Consider the following 16,852-nt stretch of genomic DNA (forward strand, 5'->3'; position numbering starts at 1 on the left):
CGTAGAGGTGTTTATGAATATTTGGACCAAATTAGCAATGTTTTCTTTTTTTGAAACGGATCGCTTGTATTTGCGTCCTTTCTTTTTTAGTGATAGTCAGGACTTCCATGAGATAGCTTCGAATCCAGAAAATCTTCAATTTATTTTCCCGACTCAGGCAAGTCTGGAAGAGAGTCAATATGCGTTGGCCAATTACTTTATGAAGTCCCCTTTGGGAGTATGGGCTATTTGTGACAAGAAAACTGAAAAAATGATTGGTTCTGTTAAGTTTGAAAAGTTAGATGAAATCAAAAAAGAAGCTGAGCTTGGCTATTTTTTGAGAAAAGATGCTTGGTCGCAAGGATTTATGACAGAGGTTGTTAGAAAAATTTGTCAACTTTCTTTTGAGGAATTTGGCTTAAAACAATTATCCATCATTACCCACCTTGAAAATGAAGCAAGTCAAAAGGTTGCTCTTAGGGCTGGATTTCGTTTGTTACGTCAGTTTAAGGGAAGTGATCGCTACACAAGAAAAATGCGGGATTATCTTGAATTTCGGTATGTAAAAGGAGAATTCAATGAGTAAACATCAGGAAATTCTAAGCTATTTGGAAGAATTACCAGTAGGTAAAAGGGTCAGTGTTCGTAGCATTTCCAACCATCTAGGAGTTAGTGATGGAACAGCCTATCGGGCTATTAAAGAAGCTGAAAATCGTGGAATTGTGGAGACCCGTCCTAGAAGTGGAACAATTCGTGTTAAATCCCAGAAAGTTGCTATCGAAAGATTAACTTTTGCAGAAATTGCAGAAGTGACTTCTTCTGAGGTTCTGGCTGGGCAAGAAGGTTTAGAGAGAGAATTTAGTAAGTTTTCAATTGGTGCCATGACCGAACAAAATATCTTGTCTTACCTTCACGATGGGGGGCTCTTGATTGTCGGAGACCGAACCCGTATCCAACTGTTAGCACTTGAAAATGAAAATGCTGTTTTGGTTACAGGTGGGTTTCATGTCCATGATGATGTGCTTAAACTGGCCAATCAAAAAGGGATTCCTGTTCTGAGAAGTAAGCATGATACTTTCACTGTCGCGACCATGATCAATAAGGCCTTATCAAATGTCCAAATCAAGACTGATATTCTGACAGTTGAGAAACTTTATCGTCCGAGTCATGAGTATGGTTTTCTGAGAGAGACCGACACCGTTAAAGATTATTTGGACTTAGTTCGTAAGAATCGTAGCAGTCGTTTCCCTGTTATCAATCAATATCAGGTTGTTGTTGGGGTTGTTACTATGAGAGATGCGGGAGATAAGTCACCAGGTACCACAATTGATAAGGTCATGTCTCGTAGTCTATTTTTAGTTGGATTATCGACAAATATTGCCAATGTGAGTCAACGGATGATTGCTGAAGACTTTGAAATGGTACCGGTTGTTCGGAATAATCAAACCTTGCTTGGAGTTGTGACACGACGAGATGTCATGGAAAAGATGAGTCGTTCCCAAGTTTCGGCTCTACCAACTTTTTCTGAGCAGATTGGTCAAAAACTTTCTTATCACCATGATGAAGTCGTCATTACAGTGGAACCCTTTATGCTTGAGAAAAACGGTGTTTTAGCTAACGGTGTATTGGCGGAGATACTGACTCACATGACCCAAGATTTAGTTGTGAATAGTGGTCGCAATCTCATTATCGAGCAAATGCTAATCTACTTTTTGCAGGCTGTTCAGATAGATGATATACTGCGCATTCAAGCACGTATTATCCATCATACGAGACGATCAGCTATTATTGACTACGATATTTATCACGGTCATCAGATTGTTTCAAAAGCAAATGTGACCGTTAAAATTAATTAGAAACTAGGAGAAATAATGATAACATTAAAATCAGCTCGTGAAATTGAAGCTATGGATAAAGCCGGTGATTTCCTCGCAAGTATTCATATCGGCTTACGTGATTTGATTAAGCCTGGCGTAGATATGTGGGAAGTTGAAGAATACGTTCGCCGTCGTTGTAAGGAAGAAAATTTCCTTCCACTTCAGATTGGGGTTGACGGTGCCATGATGGACTATCCTTATGCTACCTGCTGCTCTCTTAATGATGAAGTGGCTCACGCTTTCCCTCGTCACTATATCTTGAAAGATGGTGATTTGCTCAAGGTTGACATGGTTTTGGGAGGTCCTATTGCTAAATCTGACCTGAATGTCTCAAAATTAAATTTCAACAATGTTGAGCAAATGAAGAAATACACTCAGAGCTATTCTGGTGGTCTTGCAGACTCATGTTGGGCTTATGCTGTTGGTACACCGTCCGAAGAAGTGAAAAACTTGATGGATGTAACTAAAGAAGCCATGTATAAGGGGATTGAGCAAGCTGTTGTTGGAAATCGTATCGGTGATATTGGTGCAGCCATTCAAGAATACGCTGAAAGTCGTGGTTACGGTGTAGTGCGTGATTTGGTTGGTCATGGTGTTGGCCCAACCATGCACGAAGAACCAATGGTTCCCAACTATGGTATTGCAGGTCGTGGGCTTCGTCTCCGTGAAGGAATGGTATTAACCATTGAACCAATGATCAACACAGGCGATTGGGAAATTGATACAGATATGAAGACTGGTTGGGCGCATAAGACTATTGACGGTGGCCTATCTTGTCAGTATGAACACCAATTTGTCATTACGAAAGATGGACCTGTTATCTTGACTAGCCAAGGTGAAGAAGGAACTTATTAATAAAAAGTGAAAAGACTACTGGAAGTTTATTTTGATAAAAAATCCAGTAGATCTTTTTATAATAAAATGCATTGTATCAAGCTTTTAATGCCTGGTATAATGCGTTTTTCTGATTTTAAGATTTTTTTCAACTCTGTTTGTAACCACATCATAACAGAGGATCTAGGATTCAGGGCTCTCCTCCTATATACTATTAGTAAAGCAAAACTAGGGGAGAATATTTTAGTGTCGCAATCTATTGTTCGTGTAGAGGTTTTACGATATCGTTGTTTTGGTTTTAAAAAGATAAATGGAATTCTTTTTAACGTTCGTATTGCCAATCTTAAATTTACCTTTTTTATATTGAGGTATTGAGCTAGATCATGAAAAAATTGAGTGAAAAAGTCGAGTGTTTTAGAAACCCACAGTGTAGTATTCTAGTTTCAATCCACTATATTTTGCTACTCCCCGTAAAGTTTCTATTTTCCCTGAATTCTGATATAATAGAAATATTGACTTCAAGAGTAAGGAAGAGAAGATGAACGCATTATTAAATGGAATGAATGACCGTCAGGCTGAGGCGGTGCAAACGACAGAAGGTCCCTTGTTGATCATGGCGGGGGCTGGTTCTGGAAAGACTCGAGTTTTGACCCACCGTATCGCTTATTTGATTGATGAAAAGCTGGTCAATCCTTGGAATATCTTGGCCATTACCTTTACTAATAAGGCTGCGCGTGAGATGAAAGAGCGTGCTTATAACCTTAATTCAGCTACTCAGGACTGTCTGATTGCGACCTTCCACTCCATGTGTGTTCGTATTTTGCGTCGTGATGCGGACCATATTGGCTACAACCGCAATTTCACTATTGTAGATCCTGGGGAGCAGCGAACGCTCATGAAACGCATTCTCAAACAGTTGAACCTGGATCCTAAAAAATGGAATGAACGAAGCATCTTAGGAACCATTTCCAATGCTAAGAATGATTTGGTTGATGATGTTGCCTATGCTGCCCAAGCTGGCGATATGTATACGCAAATCGTGGCCCAGTGTTACACTGCTTACCAAAAAGAGCTTCGTCAGTCAGAGTCGGTTGACTTTGATGATTTGATTATGCTGACCCTGCGTCTCTTTGATCAAAATCCTGATGTTTTGACTTACTATCAGCAGAAGTTTCAATACATCCACGTTGATGAGTACCAAGATACCAACCATGCCCAGTACCAACTGGTCAAACTCTTGGCTTCACGCTTTAAAAATATCTGTGTGGTTGGGGATGCGGACCAGTCTATTTACGGTTGGCGTGGTGCTGATATGCAGAATATCTTGGACTTCGAAAAGGATTATCCCCAAGCCAAGGTTGTTTTGTTGGAGGAGAATTACCGCTCCACCAAAACTATTCTCCAAGCGGCCAACGAGGTCATTAAAAACAATAAAAACCGCCGCCCTAAGAATCTCTGGACTCAGAATGCTGAAGGGGAGCAAATCGTTTACTATCGTGCCAACGATGAGCAGGATGAGGCTGTATTTGTAGCCAGAACTATTGATGAACTAGGTCGCAGTCAAAACTTCCTTCATAAGGATTTTGCAGTTCTCTATCGTACAAATGCGCAGTCTCGTACTATTGAGGAAGCCCTGCTCAAGTCAAACATCCCTTATACCATGGTTGGAGGAACAAAGTTCTACAGCCGTAAGGAAATTCGCGATATTATCGCTTATCTCAACCTCATTGCTAATTTGAGTGACAATATCAGTTTTGAGCGTATTATCAACGAACCGAAACGTGGAATTGGGCCAGGCACTGTTGAGAAAATTCGTGATTTTGCAAATATACAAAATATGTCTATGTTAGATGCTTCAGCAAACATCATGTTGTCTGGCATCAAAGGAAAAGCAGCCCAGTCTATCTGGGATTTTGCCAATATGATTCTGGATTTGCGGGAGCAACTGGACCAGTTAAGCATTACTGAGTTGGTTGAGGCTGTTCTAGAAAAAACAGGTTACGTTGATATTCTTAATGCCCAAGCGACTCTAGAAAGCAAAGCTCGGGTTGAAAATATCGAAGAGTTCCTCTCTGTAACGAAAAACTTTGACGACACTTCTGATATGCCAGAAGAAGAAACTGGTTTGGACAAACTAAGTCGTTTCTTAAATGACCTGGCCTTGATTGCCGACACAGATTCAGGCAGTCAGGAGACATCAGAAGTGACCCTGATGACTCTGCATGCTGCCAAAGGTCTAGAGTTTCCAGTTGTCTTCTTGATTGGGATGGAAGAAAATGTCTTTCCGCTTAGTCGTGCGGCTGAAGATCAAGATGAATTAGAAGAAGAACGCCGTCTGGCCTATGTGGGAATTACGCGTGCAGAGAAAATTCTCTATCTGACCAATGCCAACTCGCGCCTGCTTTTCGGTCGTACCAACTACAACCGTCCGACTCGTTTTATTAACGAAATCAGTTCAGACTTACTTGAGTATCAAGGTTTGGCTCGTCCAGCAAATACAAGCTTTAAGGCATCATATAGCAGTGGTGGTCTTGCCTTCGGTCAAGGTATGAGTCTTGCGCAAGCACTTCAAGACCGTAAACGTAGTGCTGCCCCAAGAACTATCCAATCAGGCGGTCTCCCATTTGGTCAATTTGCAGCTGGCGCAAAATCAGCGTCTAGTGAGACAAATTGGTCCATTGGTGATATTGCCCTCCACAAGAAATGGGGAGAGGGAACTGTTCTGGAAGTTTCAGGTAGCGGTGCTACGCAGGAATTAAAGATTAATTTCCCAGAAGTTGGCCTGAAAAAACTTTTAGCTAGTGTAGCTCCAATTGAGAAAAAAATCTAATTTTTTATCCTTCTCACGAATAATAAAGTGAGGAGGATTTTTATGTACAGTATTTCATTCCAAGAAGATTCACTATTACCAAGAGAAAGACTGGCCAAGGAAGGAGTAGAAGCGCTCAGTAATCAAGAGTTGCTAGCTATTTTACTCAGGACAGGAACACGTCAAGCTAGCGTTTTTGAAATTGCCCAGAAAGTCTTGAGCAATCTTTCAAGCCTAACTGATTTGAAAAAAATGACCCTGCAGGAGTTGCAGAGTCTGTCTGGTATTGGTCGTGTTAAAGCCATAGAATTACAAGCTATGATTGAGCTGGGTCATCGTATTCACAAACATGAGACCCTTGAAATGGAAAGTATTCTTAGCAGTCAAAAGCTGGCCAAGAAGATGCAGCAGGAGTTGGGACATAAAAAACAAGAGCACTTGGTGGCGCTCTATCTCAATACTCAAAATCAAATCATCCATCAACAGACCATTTTTATCGGTTCTGCAACTCGTAGTATTGCTGAACCACGAGAGATTCTTCACTATGCTATCAAGCATATGGCGACTTCACTCATCTTGGTTCACAATCATCCTTCAGGAGCGGTAGCGCCTAGCCGAAATGATGATCATGTTACTAAACTTGTCAAAGAAGCCTGCGACCTGATGGGAATTGTCCTCTTGGACCATTTGATTGTCTCATATTCTAGTTACTTTAGTTACCGTGAAAAAACAGATTTAATCTAAAGTTCATTAACGACATAGTCAAAGAGGTTTTTATCTTTGGGACGATTTTCAAAAAGAAACTCTGGATGCCATTGGACACCGAGAAAGGCGACATCATCCGTACTCATAACAGCTTCTATAATACCATCTTTAGGATCATGAGCCGCAATCTTTAAATTTGGTGCTAAATCCTTGATGCTCTGGTGGTGGAAGGAGTTGATATGGGAGATTTCTCCATAGATTTCTCGAAGAACAGTATTTGGTTCTGTCACCAAGCGTTGAGTTGTGTATTCGGCAGAACAATCCTGCCAGTGGTCTTCTATATCTTGGTACAAAGTTCCACCCATGGCAACGTTAAAAAGCTGAGTCCCACGACAGACAGAGAAAATCGGCTTTTGCTGTTTGATAGCTTCCTTGATGAGGGCTAGTTCGAATATATCTCTTTGAAGGTGGTAGTCATCGCTATCAATAGTTTTTGGTTCACCATAGAATTTTGGATCAACATTTTGCCCACCTGTCAAGATGAGCTTGTCAATCATACTGATATAGTGGCAGGCCATTTCTTGATCACCAATCGGTAGGATGATGGGAATCCCTCCAGCGTCTTTAACGCCTTCAACAAAGCCTTTTGCTGCGTAGCTCATCATGATGTCATCATCTGGATGAGTTTTTTCGTTTCCTGTAATCCCTATAACTGGTTTTTTCATAAAATGATTTTCGCTTTCTAATCCTCTTTTCTCATGAAATAGAGGAGGGTTTGGAGTTCACTTGTCAAATCGACATACTGAACGACCACGTCCTTTGGTAAATGCAGATGGACTGGTGAAAAACTGAGAATTCCTTTCACGCCAGCATCCACCAAGAGATTGGCAACCTCTTGTGACTTGACGCTGGGAACGGTCAGGATAGCAGTTTTGACATCAGCATCCTTGATTTTATCCTTGATTTGAGAAATTCCGTAAATGGGAATCCCATCAGGAGTTTGGCTACCGACTTCAGGATGGTCATCCAGGTCAAAGGCCATGATAATCTTCATCTTGTTACGCTCATGAAAGCGGTAGTGGAGAAGGGCATGGCCCATATTTCCAATACCAACCAGCATGACATTGGTGATGGAGTTATCATTAAGCAAATCGGCAAAAAATGTCATTAGTTTTTTGACATCATAGCCAAAACCACGACGACCTAGTTCACCAAAATAGGAAAAATCACGACGTACGGTCGCTGAATCAATACCGATAGCCTCTGCAATTTGTTTAGAGTTGGCACGTTCAATCTTTTCTGCATGAAATCTCTTAAAAATTCGATAGTAGAGAGAGAGTCTTTTCGCTGTAGCCTTTGGAATAGCAGACTGTTTATCTTTCACAAAATCACAACCTTTCTATTCTTCTATTTTATAGAAACATTGTGAAAAAATCAACAAAAACAAGAAAAAACTAAGAAAAATCTTAGTTTTGATGTAAAAAATCTGCATGTGATAGAAAACGGTAGAGGTCTCCGACCAGACCCTGATAAACTTTCTGGCCATTAAAAGTCAGAGAAGTTACATAAAGTGTATCTGGCAGGGTCACACATCCTGACAAAGCCAGCATGAGTGCCTCATAATCTTCATACTTGAGAGTCCGCTCTACATGATAGCTGTCTTTATAGGTCAGTTCAAACATATGGGACCTATCTTTCAGATTTTGTAAAGACACCACGTTCTACTAAGCTATCCATGAGGAAGTAGAATTTTTCCTGATGAATGTGGTGGTCTTCTGATTTGAAAATATCAACCAGACGAAGACCAAACTTGTCAGTGATATTGATTTTAGCTCCTGTTAGTTCTTTATTGATAATGATTTTGAGTTGGAAGCCCTCACCGCTGTTTGGTACCTTTTCAAGTAGGTGAGTCAGTTCATAGTTACCAACTTTTGTCTCAAAAAATGTGTTGTCTTTGAGGGTGAATTTTTTTACAGAAGGGCTAAGAGTATAGTCGTAACGACAATTTTTTAATTGAATGGTTTTTTCAAATGCCATATGGCTAACCTCCGATAATTTCTTTTAAGGTTTTTGCGAGGGTTTGTAGATCTTCAACAGTATTTTGTGGCGACAAACTGATACGAACGGATTCCTTCAGACGTTCTGAATTTGCCCCGTACATGGCTTCAAGAACATGGCTGGATTGGACAATGCCTGCCGTACAGGCTGAGCCAGTAGAGATTGAAATTCCAGCTAAATCTAGCCGAAGGAGTAAGAGGTCATTTTTCTGACCAGGAAATCCAATATTGAGAACATAAGGGAGATGATGTTCTCCTCTATTCACGTAATACTGAATTCCTTCTAGCTCTGCCAGAAAGGCAGTTTCTAGATTTTGTACATGTTGAAAATGTTCTTCTTGTTTTTCTAGGTCTTCTTTTAGGGCTGCAACCATGCCTATGATGGCAGCTAAATTTTCAGTTCCTGCACGTTTTTTCTGTTCTTGGTCTCCGCCATGTAGATAGGAATCAAAATCCATGCTAGACGCGTAGAGAAAGCCGATTCCCTTAGGACCATGGAACTTGTGGGCAGAAGCAGTGAGAAAATCAATGCCCAATTCTTCTGGGTGTATAGGGATTTTACCAATAGCCTGAACTGCATCGACATGATAGGCAGCTGGGTGTTGCTTGAGTATTTGGCCAATTTCAGCAATGGGTAGTAGGTTTCCTGTCTCATTATTAGCAAACATGGTAGAAACCAAAATCGTATCATCACGTAAAGCCTTTTGAATTTGCTGGGCTGTGATTTCTTGATTTTCTGGCTGGATAATGGTTGCTTCAAACCCAAAGTGTTGAACCAAGTAATCAATTGTTTCAAGGACAGCATGGTGCTCAATGGCAGTTGTGATGATATGTTTTCCTTGTTCTTGATGACGAAGGCAGTAGCCAATGATGGCAGTATTGTTGCCTTCAGTCCCACCAGAAGTGAAAAAGATATGTTGAGGTTTTGTCCCCAGTAACTGAGCTAGTTCCTGACGGGCTTCTCGCAAGAGTTTGTCAGCTTGACGACCATGTCCATGAATACTAGAAGGATTTCCATGGGTTTCTTGCATCACCTTGGTCATAGCTGAAATAGCAACTGCTGACATAGGAGTCGTTGCAGCATTGTCCAAATAAATCAAAGAATCACCTTATTTCTTTTTGTTGTAGGCAAAGAGTGGGCTGACTGGTTTTCTTTCGTGGATACGGACGATGGCATCACCAATTAACTCACTAGCAGTGATGTAGCATACGTTTTTAGGAGTTTTTTCTTTTGTTGCTACTGAATCAGTCACAAGAATTTCCTTAATATTAGTATTGTCAAGAAGTTCAGCAGCTCCTTCGACGAAGAGACCGTGGCTAGAAACAGCATAAATTTCTGTAGCTCCTTCACGTTCAACGATTTTAGCAGCTTCAGAGAAGGTACGTCCTGTATTCAGAATATCATCAATCAAGATAGCTTTCTTACCTTCAACATCACCAATAATGTAACCTTCGTTACGAGTTGCATCGTCTTGAGGGTAGTCGATAATGGCGATAGGAGCATCAAGATACTCAGCCAAGCTACGAGCACGTTTCACACCTGAATTTTTAGGGCTAACCACGACAACATCTGACCCAAGTAGACCTTTATCGCAGTAATGTTTTGCGAATAGGGGCACTGTGAAAAGATTATCGACAGGAATATCAAAGAAACCTTGAACCTGAACGGCATGTAAATCAAGAGTCAGGATACGATCAACCCCAGCCTTAACCAGCATATTGGCAACTAGTTTTGCTGTAAGTGGCTCACGTGGTGAAGCAATGCGGTCTTGACGTGCATAGCCAAAATATGGAAGGACAACGTTGATACTGTGGGCACTTGCGCGAACACAAGCATCTACCATGATTAACAATTCCATTAGGTGGTTGTTAACAGGGAAACTTGTTGATTGGATGATGTAAACATCATAACCACGGACACTTTCTTCGATATTCACTTGGATTTCTCCGTCTGAAAATTGACGTGACGATAGTTTTCCAAGTGGGACACCAACAGCTTGGGCAATTTTCTGTGCAATCTCTTGGTTAGAGTTGAGTGCGAAAAGTTTCATGTTTTTTCTATCTGACATTATAGACCGTCCTCTGTAAACTTTATAAATCCTAGTGATATTTGCCTTACATATATGAACTAGGATTAGTGTATTTTTATCTTTTCTATTTTACCAAAAAATGGAGATTATTTCAGCTATTTTTCATGCTTTTGACAAATCGGACCAATTTTGAAGGAGCTTTTTGATAAGAAATCTGATTTTCCTCTAAAAATTGCTGGAAATCTTGTTTCCCTTGCTCGTGATTTTCAACTTCAAGCTCTAATTCGTAATCTGTCATATCAAAGTACTGACTCTCATCCAATGCCATGAGACCAATAGCTGTTTGCATTTCATAGCGAAGTGTCGTTAGACAACCAAGAATCTGCCATTCACTAGTTTTAATACCATGTTTCGCCAATTCATCGAGCACAAGCCCCTGAGGAAGTTCTTCCTTAGCCAGATAGTTCTCAGCATCTTTTAGTTGCAATTTTTGATTGTATTCCATGTTTCCGACACTTTGTGGGACTTTGAGTGTCAATTCTGCCCAGTCTTCAAAGGTTCGAATGCGCATAGCAACTTTTTTTTCTCGCAGTCCAAAATCAGGTGTGTCGATGTAGTAATTTTTTTGAAGAACAGGAGTGACACCTGTGAACTGGTCTTTTAGACGATTGTATTCATCTTTTTTCAAGAGTGTTTTCAATTCAATTTCTAAATGTTTCATTTTTCTTACCTTTTCTTTATCGTTGAAAGCGGATTTATGGTATAAACTGCTCACGTCTTCCTAGTCCCTTGAAATCAGTGGGTTTTCAGTAGGTCAACTAAAAGTGAATACGAGATTGAATACGGCATGACTTTTAGCTGGAGCGGATGAAATTCATGAGTTGATCGACGACTTCAAAACGTTGATTATCATTGATGTGGGTATACATATCAAGAGTGGTTTGAACATTGTTGTGACCTAATCTGTCCGAAATGATTTTGGCTGTAACACCTGCTTCAAAGAGGAGAGAAGCGTGTGTGTGCCTGAAACCGTGAGGAGTGATTTTTTTGACATCCTTATGTTCACAAAAGAACCTTCTAAGTCTCTCTTTCACAGCTGAAGGAGAAATCCAACCTCCGAAACTATTCGTAAAGATATAATTCGAATCATGTTTGTAAGGCACACCAGACTTAAAATATTCTTTTATTTGCTGACGTTTCCAGAGTTTTAATACATTCAGAGTTTCATCATCTAAAGTGATAACCCTCTTACTCCTTTTGGTTTTAGGGTCCTGAACAGTTTGTTTTTTATTAACAACGACAGCCGTACGAGAAATATCCAATCGTTTATTTTCAAAATCAACATCTGACCAGATGAGTCCGATAGCTTCTCCAGTCCTCAATCCTGAAAAAGCGAGTAAGTGGAAAAAAGTGTAGTCTACTGGTTTGCAATTTGCTTTGTAAACTTTAAGGAACTTGGTTAGCTCCTGCTTTGTATAGTAGTTTTCTTTGGCCTTTAAAGGCTTGTTTTTAGGCTTGATAATCTTGTCCAAGGGATTTGACTTAATGATGTCAATAGAAGTGGCATACTTGAAAATACGGCTAATGACAGAGTAGTAATTGGCATAGAGGATATAGCGATTGCTTAACTTGATAGCAACCTTTTGACAATAAGCTACACTGATCTGCTGGATTTTCATATCTGTAAAATACAAGTCAATCATAACATCAAGTTTTTTTTAACGTTCTGATAGGTTGTTGGTTTTACAGTACTCTTATAGCTATCAAGCCATAACTCAGCAACTTCAGCGAAAGTAGGGTTCTGGAAATCTTCATTATTTGAAAAACCATTCTCTTCAACGTCTAAGAGAAGGTCACGTTCGGCAGCCTTTGCCTCTTTTATGGTTTTAAAACCACGGCGTGTAGTGCGTTTTTCTTTTCCGGTAGCTGGATCTATGCCCAGATATGTTTGAAAGAGATATCTAGTCTCTCCTTTTTTTGTAATATATTTTTTTATCATAAAAAGTCCTTTCTTTTCGATTGCTTGCCCGCATAGTTGAAAAGGTGTAGAACTTATGATAAACTATAGGTGTATTTTTTTATCATCCTTTCCATTGCTTGCTTGATGGAAAGTTGAATCCTCACACTCAAAGTTTGGCGATGGAGAGTGTGGGGATTTTTTATTTAGACGATAGGAATAAGTTCACCGCCTATTTGTTGGTTTATATAATCTCTATCTTCTGGATATTTCAACAGATAGGAGTTGATAGCTTCCATAATCTGGAAGTTCAATAATCCAACTGGTGATACCGGACCCCAAGTTTTGAATAAGGTTAGGGAAAATATGAGTGTTCTCAAACCGTTTTGTCCTTGCCCATTCTTGTAATCTTCTTCTGTGATGTGCAATCGATTGTGAAAGAATTTATTGTAATTGATTTTGTTCTTTTCTGTTGTGAAGTTATAAACTCTTCCAAGATGGGCACATCTGTTTCGATAGGAGAGTAAGAAGTAAAATACATTGATAAACAATTGTTTAATATCATTATCTATATTTTCTTTGTCTAGTCCTGTCATGCGCTGAATAACTTCTGTCTTTATATGCGACTTTTGTAGTTTATAAAAAGTGATTAGGTGACCAAAAGTCATCCCTTTAACAAGAATCCAAGGCGGTACGTTGCCATGCTTTTCTCGATAATGTTTATATGGTTGAGTCTTATCTTGGGTGATTTTATAGCATTTACGTAGAAACTTAGAACGTTCAGACTCTTTGAATTTTTTAGCACCTCGTTCATAGTTCTCTCTTTGAAGGTATTTATTTTGGTCTGCAGTGTAATGTTCTGCGACTACGTAGGAAAGAACGGTTCTAAGATGAGCCTCGATTTCTTGTAATGCTAGATTGATATTTGTTCGTATGCTTTTGTCCATGAGGAAAAAGTCTACGAGTTTTTCAAATGTTGCGCCCTCTTTAAATTTCTCTCCTTGTTCAATACCAATTTCTTTATAGCCGTTTATGATTTCGTAATAGCTGTATGTCGATAAAATGCTGATTGCCCTGTTTTCATCTCGGATGGTAAGCCCTCGAGATTTTAGGAGTTCTATCTGCTCTCGAAATGTTTTAAAAGGTTTTGTTTCCATATCTCTCCTCCGTAAATCAAAAAGAGCCTCTGTATAGATACAAAGACTCTTCTAGGCTCCCAGGGGGGAGCATTCACTTAGATTAATTTAATTATAGAGTCTTTTGTTGTTTTTGTCAAGCTTTTTGTTAAATTTGGTTTTATTCCCCTCTATACACTCCAACAACTGCATAGATCTTGATGTGTGTGTCTTCGGCTGGTGGGAAGTCTAGGATGATGTCTTCGTACTTGTCATTGAGTGATACGAGGCGTAAGCGTCCGTTTTCGGTATAGATCTTCTTGAAGTAAGAACGGTCTCCATATGCGATAACTGCCAAATCTCCGTTGTAGGTAGTCAGTCCCTTGTCTACTAAATAGAGAATATCTCCGTCCTGGTAGTCAGGTTGCATGGAGTCTCCGCTGACCTTAGTCGCAATATCGTGACGTGGTGGTTGCTCGTCAACCTCTATAGTCTCTCTGTCTGTATCGTCGTAGCCAAATCCATAGTTAAATCCACAAGCTGCTGCCGTCTCAGATACAACCTCAACTTGGTACAAGCTGATAACTTCCGATACTTCGTTTTTCTTCGTTTCTTCTTCGTTTTGCTCTGTGTACATCTCGCCGTTTGCTTTTTGCCTCTCCAGAAGCTCCTCAGAAGTCCGTAGGACGATTTTTTTATTATCTGGGGTTAATTGTACAACCTTGTCCGTTATCTGCTGTGTCAGCAAATCTGGAGTGTCTGGGAGGGAGTTGGTTGATTCTTCTTTAAAAGTAGTATCTATATCTGATTTTTTAACACCGAAATAATCAGCTAATTTTTGGATAACACCAAAAGAAGGAGCGCTTCTTAACTTCATATAGTCTGTCATAGTACTTGCTGTAATTCCAACTTCTTTAGCCAACTCCTTTTGGGTGATGCCACGTTGCTTTCTAAAGTGTGTAATGTTTTCAGCAATAATTTGCATTCGTTTTTTTTCATCCATTTACGATTACCTCGTATTTTTTATAATTACATTATATATCATTTTTGATTGATAAACAATCAAAAAATACGAAAAAATCCTATTTTTTGACAAAAAACTATTGATAATACGAAAAAATCATATTATAATTAAATCAAGCTTAAGGAAAAGGAGGTAAGGCAAATGATGGAACACATCATAAAAAGCCTAGCAACCAAGGACACTGCAACCGTCATCTTGGCACTAGGCTTAGTCAGAGAAGCTCGTCTTTGGCATAAGCAGTACTTAGCTTACAAGCTCAAAGACAAAGAGCTTAAGAAAAAGTAGAGAAAGGGGCGGAAGCCCCAACCTCTACTTGATAGTGTACCATCATTTGCCGTGAAAAGCAATGGATGAAAATGTTGGTTTGATAATCCTAGCAGGATTTGTGATTGTGTCTTTCACTATTCGTAAGATAGTGGAATACCGATGTGATAAAAAAGATAAGGAGTAGAGAAATGGATAGTGTTCTTTCAGCGATTCTCGTCTCAGTAATTACTTCATTTTTGGCGACGGCAATGCTATTGCGAGGATATTCGAATAGATTGACCGAAATGCTTGAAACTTTCTTCAACGAGGAATGGCAAGCAAGAAAAGAGCTACGAAAACTTGTTTTAGATACAATGGATAGAATTGCTAATAAAAAAATTCACTAAATAGGAGTAGAAGATGACTGAAGAAGAAACAATTGAATTATTGAAATTCTTATCGACAGACTACGGACGAGGGTATCTAGCTGGGTTAGCTAGTGGACTTTCAATACTTTTGAAAATTTTAAAAAAAGCAGAGTAAGTACCCTACTTTCATCAAATTATTTTTGAAACTTATCTACAGCTTTTTGAAGTTCAGCGATTCCGTTAATAGCTTTAGTAATATTTTTGATATCAACTTCGCCTGTAAAAAATTTTGAAGCGATGTCTACTTGTTGGCTTTGTTTCAAGGCATCCAGTTTCAATTCATGTTCTTTTTCAAGTCTCTGTAACTCATTTTCAGATTGTGTTTTTAATTCTTTTATTTTGGCGTTTGTTTGATGTTTATTAGTGAGATAAACAAGAAATGCAGGGACGCAGGAAGTTAAAAAAGTTATTGCAATTTGATTGAAATCCATAATTTTCTCCTTTCTATTGGAATTTTGACTAAAACGGGAGAGGTCTTAGTCAAGAATATTATAGCATAATCTAAATTAAATAACAATATGTAGTGTTTTTATATGTTTAAAACACAATATATTGGGAAAGGAACAATGTGTGTGGAAGAAGTTTAAGCATTTGTTGATTGAAAAAGGGATGACACAGAAGGCATTAGCTGAAAAAGCTGGTATCAGTCCAAATACAATCAGAAATATCAAAACCGAGCGTATTTCTTTTAAGAATATGTGCAAAATCGCTGATGCACTGGAAGTCAGCATAAATGAATTAAGATAAGGAGGTGGTAATGTGCAGTGGACTTTAGAGGCTATGAGAATCAACAAAGGACTTACTCAAGCAGAGTTGGCAGAAAAATTTGAAGTTTCAAGTCAAACAATTGCTAGATTGGAAAAAGATAGCTCTGATATTGGTTATCAACTATTGAAAAAATACATGTTTTTTTTCAATGTGAAATTTGATGATATTTTTTTAGGGAAAAAATACGAAAATTTCGTAAAAACCTAAAAATAAAAAGCACCCGACAAAGTCAGGCGCATATCAATGTTAATTTGAGAAAGGAGAGGTATGAATGAACAAGCGAGAGTTACAGAAAGGGGCTTAAATATGAGGTATGCCGTACATATTCAGAAACACTCATGGGAATTACACATCTTTGAATAATGCTTATGCTCAAGACAAACGCTTAAAGGCAACAACGATAGGTATCCTTACAGTAATCTTGATGAATAAGTCTGATTGGGTTGTGTATCCTGACGAGATTGCACGACGTCTAGGAATAAGCAGGCGCACCGTAGATGAGCACTTTAAGCTTTTAGAGAAAGCAGGCTATCTCAGGGTATACCGCTTAGGGTTAGGCAGAGGCAAAGGCGTAACGGTACATAGATTTTTTTCAGATATGCCTATTTCAGATGATTACTTTGAGTATCTAAAAACTAATCTTGAGAAAGAGTTATCCACAGATAACGGAGTTTAAAAATACAGTTGGAAAATATTGCCATGTGTAAAATTGCCCTCTAATAAATACTAACTATACAACAAGTACTAACTATACAACAATCTAAGCCTTACGGCACTAACTTAGTAATAATTACTAACTTTACAACAAACTACTACTTATCTAAATAAAAAAGGAGACTGTATGACAGACTTTAAAAATTTAGATTGTCAATTCATCTTTCAGGAATCCAACTGATGACTACACAGCTGTTAGTAATAGTTTTATCAACGACCCTGCGTTAGATTTTACAGCTGTTGGCATCATGATGGTGGTGCTGGCTAATCACCCAAACTGGCAAGTCTATCCAGAGGAGATAGGCAAGC

At 39.1% G+C, this 16,852-nt stretch carries 23 protein-coding genes; 11 read left to right on the top strand and 12 right to left on the bottom strand.

The genetic code is table 11. The features are described from left to right. The first annotated feature begins 13 nt into the window (after positions 1–13). The 5 genes from HT730_RS05155 (at position 14) to radC (ending at position 6,243) form a co-directional block, all read left to right on the top strand. Positions 14–565, top strand: coding sequence for a GNAT family N-acetyltransferase (locus HT730_RS05155; RefSeq protein WP_173307006.1), 552 nt, complete (start codon positions 14–16; stop codon positions 563–565). Continuing rightward, positions 558–1,835, top strand: coding sequence for a CBS-HotDog domain-containing transcription factor SpxR (gene spxR, locus HT730_RS05160; RefSeq protein ID WP_173307007.1), 1,278 nt, complete (start codon positions 558–560; stop codon positions 1,833–1,835). Before HT730_RS05155 ends, spxR begins: the two co-directional genes overlap by 8 nt. Before the next feature lie 15 nt (positions 1,836–1,850). Next, positions 1,851–2,711: a methionyl aminopeptidase gene (locus tag HT730_RS05165; RefSeq protein ID WP_000631543.1), complete on the top strand. Its 861-nt coding sequence runs from the start codon at positions 1,851–1,853 to the stop codon at positions 2,709–2,711. 517 nt (positions 2,712–3,228) lie between these two features. After that, positions 3,229–5,520: a DNA helicase PcrA gene (gene pcrA, locus HT730_RS05170; protein ID WP_173307008.1), complete on the top strand. Its 2,292-nt coding sequence runs from the start codon at positions 3,229–3,231 to the stop codon at positions 5,518–5,520. A 42-nt stretch (positions 5,521–5,562) separates the two neighbouring features. Continuing rightward, the gene (gene radC, locus HT730_RS05175; RefSeq protein ID WP_173307009.1) at positions 5,563–6,243 is read left to right on the top strand and encodes a DNA repair protein RadC; all 681 of its coding nucleotides are present in this window, start codon (positions 5,563–5,565) and stop codon (positions 6,241–6,243) included. On the opposite strand, the gene HT730_RS05180 is transcribed toward radC, so the two are convergent. The 11 genes from HT730_RS05180 to HT730_RS05225 form a co-directional block, all read right to left on the bottom strand. Then, positions 6,240–6,929, bottom strand: coding sequence for a gamma-glutamyl-gamma-aminobutyrate hydrolase family protein (locus HT730_RS05180; RefSeq protein ID WP_023935878.1), 690 nt, complete (start codon positions 6,927–6,929; stop codon positions 6,240–6,242). The genes radC and HT730_RS05180 overlap by 4 nt on opposite strands. Before the next feature lie 17 nt (positions 6,930–6,946). Beyond that, positions 6,947–7,588 (bottom strand): redox-sensing transcriptional repressor Rex, encoded by a 642-nt coding sequence (locus HT730_RS05185; protein ID WP_000653414.1) that lies wholly within the window; start codon positions 7,586–7,588, stop codon positions 6,947–6,949. An 82-nt stretch (positions 7,589–7,670) separates the two neighbouring features. Then, complete coding sequence (locus HT730_RS05190; protein WP_000462492.1) at positions 7,671–7,886, bottom strand: DUF4649 family protein; 216 nt, start codon at positions 7,884–7,886, stop codon at positions 7,671–7,673. A gap of 7 nt (positions 7,887–7,893) precedes the next feature. Then, positions 7,894–8,241: a DUF1831 domain-containing protein gene (locus HT730_RS05195; RefSeq protein ID WP_173307010.1), complete on the bottom strand. Its 348-nt coding sequence runs from the start codon at positions 8,239–8,241 to the stop codon at positions 7,894–7,896. A 4-nt stretch (positions 8,242–8,245) separates the two neighbouring features. After that, positions 8,246–9,361 carry a cysteine desulfurase family protein gene (locus tag HT730_RS05200; protein WP_173307011.1) on the bottom strand — a complete coding sequence of 372 codons (1,116 nt, stop codon included), beginning with the start codon at positions 9,359–9,361 and terminating at the stop codon, positions 8,246–8,248. A gap of 9 nt (positions 9,362–9,370) precedes the next feature. After that, complete coding sequence (locus HT730_RS05205) at positions 9,371–10,330, bottom strand: ribose-phosphate diphosphokinase (RefSeq protein ID WP_001283818.1); 960 nt, start codon at positions 10,328–10,330, stop codon at positions 9,371–9,373. 112 nt (positions 10,331–10,442) lie between these two features. Then, complete coding sequence (locus HT730_RS05210; RefSeq protein ID WP_173307012.1) at positions 10,443–11,012, bottom strand: CYTH domain-containing protein; 570 nt, start codon at positions 11,010–11,012, stop codon at positions 10,443–10,445. A 133-nt stretch (positions 11,013–11,145) separates the two neighbouring features. Then, positions 11,146–11,994 carry a site-specific integrase gene (locus tag HT730_RS05215; RefSeq protein WP_240151463.1) on the bottom strand — a complete coding sequence of 283 codons (849 nt, stop codon included), beginning with the start codon at positions 11,992–11,994 and terminating at the stop codon, positions 11,146–11,148. After that, on the bottom strand, positions 11,991–12,290 hold the full coding sequence (locus HT730_RS10465) for an Arm DNA-binding domain-containing protein (RefSeq protein WP_226946477.1): 300 nt from the start codon (positions 12,288–12,290) through the stop codon (positions 11,991–11,993). Before HT730_RS10465 ends, HT730_RS05215 begins: the two co-directional genes overlap by 4 nt. Before the next feature lie 164 nt (positions 12,291–12,454). Continuing rightward, positions 12,455–13,405 carry an Abi family protein gene (locus HT730_RS05220; protein ID WP_050242927.1) on the bottom strand — a complete coding sequence of 317 codons (951 nt, stop codon included), beginning with the start codon at positions 13,403–13,405 and terminating at the stop codon, positions 12,455–12,457. Positions 13,406–13,544: 139 nt separating this feature from the next. Then, positions 13,545–14,366, bottom strand: coding sequence for a S24 family peptidase (locus HT730_RS05225; RefSeq protein ID WP_050242928.1), 822 nt, complete (start codon positions 14,364–14,366; stop codon positions 13,545–13,547). A 162-nt stretch (positions 14,367–14,528) separates the two neighbouring features. Here HT730_RS05225 and HT730_RS05230 point away from each other — a divergent pair, with 162 nt between their 5' ends. From HT730_RS05230 to HT730_RS10625, 3 genes are all read left to right on the top strand, one after another. Continuing rightward, complete coding sequence (locus HT730_RS05230) at positions 14,529–14,672, top strand: hypothetical protein (protein ID WP_078748297.1); 144 nt, start codon at positions 14,529–14,531, stop codon at positions 14,670–14,672. 170 nt (positions 14,673–14,842) lie between these two features. Then, positions 14,843–15,040 carry a hypothetical protein gene (locus HT730_RS05235; protein WP_050242929.1) on the top strand — a complete coding sequence of 66 codons (198 nt, stop codon included), beginning with the start codon at positions 14,843–14,845 and terminating at the stop codon, positions 15,038–15,040. 13 nt (positions 15,041–15,053) lie between these two features. Further along, a complete protein-coding gene (locus tag HT730_RS10625; RefSeq protein ID WP_000133947.1) occupies positions 15,054–15,176 on the top strand; it encodes a hypothetical protein in 123 nt (40 codons plus the stop codon). A gap of 19 nt (positions 15,177–15,195) precedes the next feature. On the opposite strand, the gene HT730_RS05240 is transcribed toward HT730_RS10625, so the two are convergent. Then, complete coding sequence (locus HT730_RS05240; RefSeq protein ID WP_000347144.1) at positions 15,196–15,492, bottom strand: hypothetical protein; 297 nt, start codon at positions 15,490–15,492, stop codon at positions 15,196–15,198. A 139-nt stretch (positions 15,493–15,631) separates the two neighbouring features. Between HT730_RS05240 and HT730_RS05245 the strand changes: the two genes are divergently transcribed. The 3 genes from HT730_RS05245 to HT730_RS05255 all read left to right on the top strand — a co-directional run bounded on the left by HT730_RS05245 (position 15,632) and on the right by HT730_RS05255 (position 16,505). Continuing rightward, positions 15,632–15,808 carry a helix-turn-helix transcriptional regulator gene (locus HT730_RS05245; RefSeq protein ID WP_050242930.1) on the top strand — a complete coding sequence of 59 codons (177 nt, stop codon included), beginning with the start codon at positions 15,632–15,634 and terminating at the stop codon, positions 15,806–15,808. Positions 15,809–15,820: 12 nt separating this feature from the next. Then, positions 15,821–16,036 (top strand): helix-turn-helix transcriptional regulator, encoded by a 216-nt coding sequence (locus tag HT730_RS05250; protein WP_078748298.1) that lies wholly within the window; start codon positions 15,821–15,823, stop codon positions 16,034–16,036. Between the two features lie 148 nt (positions 16,037–16,184). Next, the gene (locus tag HT730_RS05255; protein WP_226946478.1) at positions 16,185–16,505 is read left to right on the top strand and encodes an HTH domain-containing protein; all 321 of its coding nucleotides are present in this window, start codon (positions 16,185–16,187) and stop codon (positions 16,503–16,505) included. Positions 16,506–16,852 lie beyond the last annotated feature (347 nt).

Source organism: Streptococcus sp. k-628, assembly GCF_013277475.1.
In the GTDB taxonomy this organism is placed as follows: Bacteria; Bacillota; Bacilli; order Lactobacillales; family Streptococcaceae; genus Streptococcus.

Coding starts and splice junctions, on each gene's coding strand:
- HT730_RS05155 (WP_173307006.1), top strand. CDS start 14: ATGAATATTTGGACCAAATTAGCAATGTTTTCTTTTTTTGAAACGGAT.
- spxR (WP_173307007.1), top strand. CDS start 558: ATGAGTAAACATCAGGAAATTCTAAGCTATTTGGAAGAATTACCAGTA.
- HT730_RS05165 (WP_000631543.1), top strand. CDS start 1,851: ATGATAACATTAAAATCAGCTCGTGAAATTGAAGCTATGGATAAAGCC.
- pcrA (WP_173307008.1), top strand. CDS start 3,229: ATGAACGCATTATTAAATGGAATGAATGACCGTCAGGCTGAGGCGGTG.
- radC (WP_173307009.1), top strand. CDS start 5,563: ATGTACAGTATTTCATTCCAAGAAGATTCACTATTACCAAGAGAAAGA.
- HT730_RS05180 (WP_023935878.1), bottom strand. CDS start 6,929: ATGAAAAAACCAGTTATAGGGATTACAGGAAACGAAAAAACTCATCCA.
- HT730_RS05190 (WP_000462492.1), bottom strand. CDS start 7,886: ATGTTTGAACTGACCTATAAAGACAGCTATCATGTAGAGCGGACTCTC.
- HT730_RS05195 (WP_173307010.1), bottom strand. CDS start 8,241: ATGGCATTTGAAAAAACCATTCAATTAAAAAATTGTCGTTACGACTAT.
- HT730_RS05205 (WP_001283818.1), bottom strand. CDS start 10,330: ATGTCAGATAGAAAAAACATGAAACTTTTCGCACTCAACTCTAACCAA.
- HT730_RS05210 (WP_173307012.1), bottom strand. CDS start 11,012: ATGAAACATTTAGAAATTGAATTGAAAACACTCTTGAAAAAAGATGAA.
- HT730_RS05215 (WP_240151463.1), bottom strand. CDS start 11,994: ATGATTGACTTGTATTTTACAGATATGAAAATCCAGCAGATCAGTGTA.
- HT730_RS10465 (WP_226946477.1), bottom strand. CDS start 12,290: ATGATAAAAAAATATATTACAAAAAAAGGAGAGACTAGATATCTCTTT.
- HT730_RS05220 (WP_050242927.1), bottom strand. CDS start 13,405: ATGGAAACAAAACCTTTTAAAACATTTCGAGAGCAGATAGAACTCCTA.
- HT730_RS05225 (WP_050242928.1), bottom strand. CDS start 14,366: ATGGATGAAAAAAAACGAATGCAAATTATTGCTGAAAACATTACACAC.
- HT730_RS05230 (WP_078748297.1), top strand. CDS start 14,529: ATGATGGAACACATCATAAAAAGCCTAGCAACCAAGGACACTGCAACC.
- HT730_RS05235 (WP_050242929.1), top strand. CDS start 14,843: ATGGATAGTGTTCTTTCAGCGATTCTCGTCTCAGTAATTACTTCATTT.
- HT730_RS10625 (WP_000133947.1), top strand. CDS start 15,054: ATGACTGAAGAAGAAACAATTGAATTATTGAAATTCTTATCGACAGAC.
- HT730_RS05240 (WP_000347144.1), bottom strand. CDS start 15,492: ATGGATTTCAATCAAATTGCAATAACTTTTTTAACTTCCTGCGTCCCT.